The sequence below is a fragment of the Hyunsoonleella sp. 2307UL5-6 genome, assembly GCF_047345485.1.
In the GTDB taxonomy this organism is placed as follows: Bacteria; Bacteroidota; Bacteroidia; order Flavobacteriales; family Flavobacteriaceae; genus Jejuia.
Genome location: NZ_JBLFEN010000014.1, coordinates 1 through 8,287, shown reverse-complemented (window position 1 = coordinate 8,287; position 8,287 = coordinate 1). Strand labels below are relative to the sequence as shown.

The window sequence follows — 8,287 nt, the reverse complement described above, 5'->3', positions numbered from 1 at the left end:
AAAATAGTCTAATAACGTTCTTTCTTTTGCTACTTTTTTTTCTTTACAACTAATTGTAAATAGAACTAATAATAATGTAATAAAAGTTTTGTTCATTGGTTTGGTTAAATGCACTACAACGTTTATGTATAAGGAAAGTTGCGTGTTTGTGTGCGAGGATTTTCCGAAGGAAAATCAGAAGCAAGCAAACGAGCAACTAACTTTGGTTTAGCTAAAACTAGCAATTTTTTTTATACGGTGTTAGCTGTAGTTATTTTTTTTACTCCTAAAATAGTTGTTAATATTCCAAATACAAACAAAGCCCAATACATAAAATCATAGTTTAGACCATAGATCCAATCAAAAAATGGGTCGCCAAAAATTGAATATAACATAGAACATAAGTTATTTAAAAAATGAATAATTATGAGGTAAACAATATTCTTTGTTTTCATATAAATTATGCAAGCAATTACACCATAGATAAAGGTTGGAATTAAATTATTAGGGGTTGGATAATGAATAGCTGAAAAGCATAAACTCGAAATCAAAATAGCTATCCAAACCTTATTTTTTTCAAGAAGTTTTGAAAACAGAAATCCTCTAAAAAATAATTCTTCAAAAACAGGAGCAATTAAGATACTTGAAATTCTAAAATATATAAAATATGTACTAAATCCAGAAAATTTATAATATGGTTTTGTCTCTGAATTCAGATAAAAATCTATAATTCTATTAAAATCAATTATCGGTTGTGTTGCGAATCCAAGTCCAATTACTATTATCAATAAATATGGAATTAAAGTGAAATCCAATTGTTTAATATTTAACTCTGATTTTAAATTCGGTCTAGGTCTCCAAAAAAAGTAAGCAACAATTATAAAAGAAATCCACATTAAAATATAAGCAATACCAATGATATGTTGTTCAGTTCCTTTTTTAATTAAGTTAGTGTATTCGTCAAGTCCGATAAGACTAAGTTCAAGCATAATTCCTATTGCTAAAAGTAATGCAGTTAATAATATAGCTTTGATTATTTTCAATATTCTCGGTGTTTTTTTAATTACAGCTAACGTCTCTGTATATGGCTCGTAGCGTGCAAATTATAAAATTATTTTCGGATTAAGCACAAGCCAGATTTTTAAATTTTACTATTTATCTTTTTTATTGGAAATCGTCAAATTTAAAAATTTGGCGACTTTCCATATATGCCTTAACTTTGGTTAAGCAACTAATTAGCTATGAGTTATATACGTTGTTGCCATTAGTTTTTTACACCGTATATATGTCCTTTTCCGATTTCTCCTTTGTCCTTGTTAACAATTGTTGGTTTAATCCAAATAAGTTTACTTTCTTTAAGTTCAGTACCAAAAGGTTGATTTCTCCAATGTCCTCTTCTCCAATGTGGATTTATAGTTGTTAAACTACTTTCGCTCGCAATTCTCTTATATGATTTCCCAATGAGGTTGATTTTTGTATAACCAAACTTGGTTAACTCTTGCTCTAAAACCTCTTTTTTTCTATTTGTATTTGACTTTTTAATTCGGTCGTTTAAATGACTTGGGATTCCTGCTCTATATTCTTTTTCTATGTCTGGTTTGTCGGAAGAAATATAGATTATGCAATTAATTATTAGATTAAGATTGTCTTTTAGTCTTTTGTAATCCTCTAATTGAAAATTTATTTCTTTCTCTTTGTATTCTTTTGTTGTTGTTTCGCTTTCTGTGGTGTCTTTTAAAATTTGATGAACAACTTCTATTGCATCTGTTATTGTAGATTCGCTCGATTCAAATGATAGTTCTGATGTTAATTCTAACAAGTCAAGGTTTGTTCGTTTGAATTCAAGTTCCTTTTTTGATTCTGAATAACCACACAAATAAAATCCGATGTGATAATCGTGCATTAAATCGTGTTCATTATCGTCTTTAAACTCAATGAAAATTCCATCAATTATTGCGTCATCATCTTTGTCAGACGTAAAAGGTCTATTTAATTCTCTAACAGATATATAAAAACTATTAAACGGAAATTTTATATTCTTAATTTGAATATCTGAAACATCTGTCTGTTCCAATAATTGCAATAATTCTTTTGTGAAATGAAAAATGTTAGAGCCTTTTTCTTCAAAATTCCGATATGACAATACAGAAAAATATTTAGACATCCTTGTGTCCATATCTAAATCTTTACCGAAATACTTGTCAATTACTTCATCTTTTTTGTAAGCACTTCCCAAAGTATTTTCTACAGATTTCCAACTGTTAAACAGATTATCAAAATTTTTTGTTTTATTTCTAAAACGAATCGGATAGTAGAAATCGTAATTATTCATTTATTCTCGATGTTTCTTTAAATTAATGGCAACGGTCTCGTATAACCGTCAGTTACGGGTTAAATTAGCGATTATTTTCGGTTTAGCACAGCCGTTAGCAATTCCGAGTGGATTCTGACGTAGTCGAATCCGCCGTAATTGCGGTTATACATTGTTACCTGCAGGCTTTTATTCATCATCCCTTCTTTTCCTCAAAGCAATTATTTCCAATTTTAAGTCAGATAACGCAATTTTCATATTCTCAGCTAGCATTTTGTCAGAGACTTTTTTTCTTTCTTTTTCGGTCATACTTTTTTCGTACAGTTCTGGCGAAGGTGGAAGAGGGTTGACAATTGGATAGTCAAAACTTCTACTTATTCCGCACATATTTAGACGTAAAAATCCGTCTTCCATATTTCCATAAACAATCCATTTCCCATTTTCCTGAACATAAGGACTGCAATATTTCCAATTTTTTCCGATATAAATATTTCCGATTGAGTCTCCACCATCTAATGATTCCGTTACCTTTATTTTAAATGACAAATTTGAATCGTTTACTTCAATCACTTCTCCAATAAAAATACATTCGGAATTTTCCAATTCATATTTCTGCCATTCGGAAAGTTTTTTAATCGCACAAGTACAGGCAAAACTTTTTAATGAAATCAGAAGTAAAATTATAACTAAATGTTTTTTCATAGTTTCAATTTTCAGCTTGCAGGTAACGTGTTTGTATAAGATTAGTTGCGTGTTTTAAGCAACTAATTTAGCAAATACAAACCGAATAGAAAATCCGCGAGGATTTTCGTAAGTAGGCTTGCACTAGCAATTAATTTTATACGGTGTTAGGGCAAGTTTTTTTCAAATTCCTTTATAGCTAATTCATTAAATTCTTCATCTAAACGAATATCCTCAAATAGTGGCCATTCCATAAAATCATCTTTCATTAGGTCATCAACAATTATTGCTTGATTGATTAATGAAATTGTTTCTTTGTGTTCGTTTTTTAATAAGTGTTTTGCTATTTTAAAGATAGGTGACATTGAACTTGTTCGAATACCTTTTAGTTTATTATTCAAAATAGTGTCCTTTCCTAATCTCTTTAAAGCAATACAATTATTAATTTTAGCTCTTAAAATATATGATTCTTCATCATCATTTCTAGGTTTAATGTTCTTGTCAATATATTCGCATATTTTTAACACAAGGTCATTTTTATTAGCTCGTAAGAGTTCGAAGGTTAAATCCATTAATTCCCCAACTGCTTCTGTGACGTTATCTTTACTCCATTTACCCCAACAATTCATTATTAAGATAATTCCAGCTAATTTAATTTCAGCTATAGAGCTTTTCAAATAGTCTGCTTTTATTTCTAATTGATTTCCAATCTCAACATTGAATGGATTTCCTGTTCTTGAAAGATACTTCTTATTTACAATCGAATTATTATGAACTATTAAATGTCTTCTTTCTCTAATTTCATTTATTAGTTGCCAATCGATTAGGTTTTCAGAGAGGCTTACATCTAATTTTTTAAAGTAATTTTTAATTTCGTCAAAAGATAAATCGAGTAGTATTTTTTCAACTTCTCTGAACAGTATGTCATTATATGCTTCTTCAACTGTTGAATAATTTTTTAATTCATTAAGTGAAAAAGAGATATTTTTTTCTTCTATAACCTCTTTATTTGTTGTGAAATGAAAAGTTAATAAATCAGCAAATAAATATTCAAAATGATTATTTAAAATCAGAAAAGCTCCATTTGATAGTATTTCAAAGTTTTTGTCTTGAAGTTTTGGTGTTTTTGTAATTTGATATAAGAAATCCTCTAATTTTTCGACAGGTACCTTTTCTTTAGAGTCAGTTTTTTTCTCTTCTTGTTTTTCCTCTTTCTCTTCTTGTTTTCCCTCTTTTTTTTCTTTGAGTAGCTCTTTTTTATCTTCTTTCTCAATTTCCTTTAAAAAGTCCTTAAGTCCCTCTTCTCCAAATGTTTTTAAAATTGCATTTTCTAAATGTGACTTTCTAGATTCTAAAATTGATTTATCTTCTTCTAGAGCTTTTAATTTAAAAGTTTCAAAAAAAGCTTCAACACTTTCTATATTTCTGGTAAACTGTTCGTAAACATTACTTATTGTTGTTTTGTCAGAGTGTTTGTCTTCTTCTGTAACTTTCATTTATTATTCTGGTTTTAAATTTGCCCTAACGGTTAGTATATGAAAAGTAGGCGATTTATAAACACTAAACTTACGGTTAAATACAAATTTTGATATGAGCTAAAAGCTTTGTAAATACTGCTGTTTCGCCTATTTTTTATATACATTGTTACCTGCTGGCTTTACATTTCCTTTTCAAATTCAGATTTCCAATATTCATTATGTTTGTTGACATATTCTTTTAAACCTTCTGTAGGATAAAATGAATACTCAAAGTTATATTCAGTTTTGTTTTCGATATTACTGAATAAATGGTGAATATATTGGTAATGAAATAGTTTACTTTTACTTAAACCTTCCTGTTTTTTTCTAATAAATTCATCTTTGTCATATTCTTTTAGAAAAAGAGAATAATAATATAATGCTTCGAGGTAATAATATTTAATATGTGAAAGATTATTTAATGCCTTTTTGAAATAATCATTCTTTTTTTCATCACTATTTGAATTAAAAGCTAGCATCAATTCTTTCAAACCTTTTGTATAAGGGTTTGTAACTACTAATTTTGAAATTGTTTTTTTGTCTAGTTTTTCAATTTTAGATAAAGTGTATGTAGACTGCATAATTTCTAGATGTTCATCCATATATAATGAATCAATATATTTTTTTAATTTTTCAGCATCACAACTATTATGCATTAATTCATACTCAAAGTAATAAAACCCATCTTTCTTTCTAGATATGTTATCTGTTATACCTAAATAGAAAAAGTGAGCATCTGAAAATGATTTTATATAATCGTTTTTAATATATGATTCGATTCGGCTAAGAGTATGTCCTTCCATACTATGAATTCCACTAACAATGGATTTGTATCTCTGCTCAATATAATCTTCTTCGTCAAAAATTCTATTACCCATTTCGGCAACAGAAAGAAATTTTAATAATTTATCATATGATTCATCAAATTCAAAATGAAAATACCTCTTATTTAGAGCTAGTACTTTAATAAGGATATCAGCGTTTGGTAAATCCGAAAAGTATTCTTTAACTAAATATAATTTATCCAAATATTCATTTACTTCTTTTTTACTTATAAATTGGTCTTCTACACCATATATGAAATTTAACAAGTATTTTTTTTCTGGCACAGAGCTATCTTCGCTTATTTCAATATCAGGTATATATGATAAAACATTTAATAAATTGTTTTTAAATAAACTAGATAATTTCAATGATTCCGATGTTGATTTTTTCTTTTCTATAAATTCAATTAAATCTAGTATAAAGCAGTTATAGCTATAAGCATCTAAACAGAATTTTTTCTTTTCTTCCTGTGGTATTTTAGAAAATTTGAAATTTGAAAACCTTCTTATTATTGGCTGAAGTTGTAAGGTACCATTGTAATCTTCAACTAAGGATTTATCTCTTAGGGTTCTTAAATGCTTGTCACTAATTTTAATTTTCGAAGTACTTTTATTAAAACACTTCTTAAAATCAGATAAACTTATACCATCAGGAAACAGGCTTAATAATTGAAATGCTATTTTCTCTTTATCGTTTAATGTACAATATGAATAATTTATTGATTGATATATTGATTTTGTTCTTTCAATATTTAAATCAGCATTGTCTTTAAACACCGAAGTATAGTCTTCATTTGTAGATTCAAAAAAGTGAGCTTTTAATTGTCTTTTAAGCTCCGAAATATGTTTAAACTTGGTTCTTGATTTAGTTACAAGTTTAATGGCAAGAGGGTTGTTATTAAGTAAATCTTCTAATATATCAATTCTTAATATTCTAATTTCTTCCTCATTATAAATTAAACCGTAGTTTTCTTGAAAAAGAACTAGTGCATCATCTGTAATCAATGGTGTTAATGAGTAAACATCTTCAAAATCTTCATTTTTATTTATTGTTTCTCTTGAAGTAATAACAATACTTGCATAATCAGTTACGAACCTAAGTAGTTCATTAACTCTAGTTAATTCATCATTATTTAGAGAGTTTTTAATTGTTTCAAAATTGTCAAGTATAACTAATAAGTCTAATTTATTTTGACTGTAATTTTGAATAAGATACTCTTTAAATTCAATAATGTTATATAAATTAAATCCTTCTATTAAAAGCTCTTCGAATCCTTCAAAATCTTTTACATTTTCACATGATTTGAAATTAACACCTGCTTTATAATAACCTCTATTGTATAGCTCATAAGCACATTTTTTAATTAAAGTCGTTTTTCCTGTGCCACCAGAAGCTTTTACATTAAGTAGTTTGTTAGATTTTATTATATTAATAAGTCTTGTTGTAATTATGGATTGTTCTTCAACACGGCCAACAATGTTCGTTAAAGATTTTTTGCCAATGTCTAAATCACGGTCATTACCATAAATTGATTTAAATTTAGCAGAACCACCTTTAAAAGGTTGAAAATCTAGCTTACTAAGATTTATTACTATTTCATCTTCTTGGAAGTTTATCTCTTTATTTCTTAAAGTTTTGTAAATGAATTTTTTTACTAGAGAATTTTTGAAGCTAGAAATAAAAATAGAAGGATTAATAATATTTTGAGCAATATTATCATCTGTTATAAAGACTATTGGAATATTTTCATTTGGAATATTTTCACAAATCTCATTAACCGATAATAATTTGCTTTGCAAATTGTCTTCTTCAATGTATATGTTTGATTTGTATGATTTAGAAATAATAATAATAATATCAAAATCTTCAAGACTCAAGAGCGTTTTAATATTTAGACAACCAGTATAAATAGTGCTGTCTAACGAGTTAAAATTATTAATGACCTGATTAATTTCAGTATTTAGTTTTAAGTCAATTGGATTGGGTGATAGGATTGCAATTTTTTGTGTATTCTTTTTTTTATCTACTTCTACTTTTGAAATGATAGAACTATCTTTATCTTTCGTTTTATATTTTAAACAATTATCAACAAAAGAATTAATCTCATTATAATCGTTGATTCTAATGGTATTAAGAAATTTAAATCTATCAAATTTTTCAGGTTCTTTAGTTATGATAAAATGCTTGTTATTATTTTCAAAGGCTTTATCAAGGCTGTCGAAGATTAAGTTTATATCTGGGTCATTAAAACTAAACCCTAAAAAAAGTATAGTTTTTTCAGAGAAGATAGTTTTTAATTTTTCTATTGCCCCATTGTTTGAATTATATAGTTTTACATAGTGTTCTTCAAAAATTATACAATTTGAAGGCTCATTAAAGCTTCCGTGAAGCTTAAATATGTAAGGTTTATTGTTCTTGCCAATTTCGTTTATATTATATTGGTCGGTATAAATTGATGGTGTAATTGAATTATTAGATGCACTTTCAAAAGCATTATCGTAATTAGTAGTAATTACTTGCCCCGTTAATTCAATAATTTTTTTATGTATTTCAAAATTATTATTTGAAGCTACATTGAAATTATCTTTAATGTATGATTTTACTGTTTTATGTTCAGATTTAATTTTCTCTAAAACTTCAATTGGTTGCATAACACCCATTTCCATAACGGGTAAAAGAGTATTAAATTCTTTTCTGTCAATTTGATTGATAACTTCCTCAACTAGTTTTTTCCAACTAGGTAAATTAAGATTACTTGATAGCCCTGAACCAGCAAAAATCACCAAGTTGTTTTGAAGGATAGCATCTTTTATTTTTTGTTCTATTTTCATATGGATTTTCAGCTTGCAGGTAACGGTCTCGTATAACCGTCAGTTACGGGTTAATTAGCGATTATTTTCGGTTACGCACTGACATTAGCAATTCCGAGTGGATTCGGACGTAGTCGAATCCGCCGTAATTGCGGTTATACATT

General features: G+C 27.5%; 5 protein-coding genes. All 5 read right to left on the bottom strand.

Translation table 11 applies throughout. From position 1 onward, the window contains the following. Positions 1-230: 230 nt before the first annotated feature. The gene (locus ACKGJY_RS15265; RefSeq protein WP_413974768.1) at positions 231-1,022 is read right to left on the bottom strand and encodes a lysostaphin resistance A-like protein; all 792 of its coding nucleotides are present in this window, start codon (positions 1,020-1,022) and stop codon (positions 231-233) included. Between the two features lie 221 nt (positions 1,023-1,243). After that, positions 1,244-2,311, bottom strand: a complete 1,068-nt coding sequence (locus ACKGJY_RS15260) for a hypothetical protein (RefSeq protein ID WP_413974767.1) — start codon at positions 2,309-2,311, stop codon at positions 1,244-1,246. A 168-nt stretch (positions 2,312-2,479) separates the two neighbouring features. After that, positions 2,480-2,992 carry a hypothetical protein gene (locus ACKGJY_RS15255; RefSeq protein WP_413974766.1) on the bottom strand — a complete coding sequence of 171 codons (513 nt, stop codon included), beginning with the start codon at positions 2,990-2,992 and terminating at the stop codon, positions 2,480-2,482. A 146-nt stretch (positions 2,993-3,138) separates the two neighbouring features. Then, positions 3,139-4,467, bottom strand: coding sequence for a hypothetical protein (locus ACKGJY_RS15250; protein WP_413974765.1), 1,329 nt, complete (start codon positions 4,465-4,467; stop codon positions 3,139-3,141). A gap of 161 nt (positions 4,468-4,628) precedes the next feature. Further along, the gene (locus ACKGJY_RS15245; protein ID WP_413974764.1) at positions 4,629-8,144 is read right to left on the bottom strand and encodes an SIR2 family protein; all 3,516 of its coding nucleotides are present in this window, start codon (positions 8,142-8,144) and stop codon (positions 4,629-4,631) included. Between the last annotated feature and the right edge of the window lie 143 nt (positions 8,145-8,287).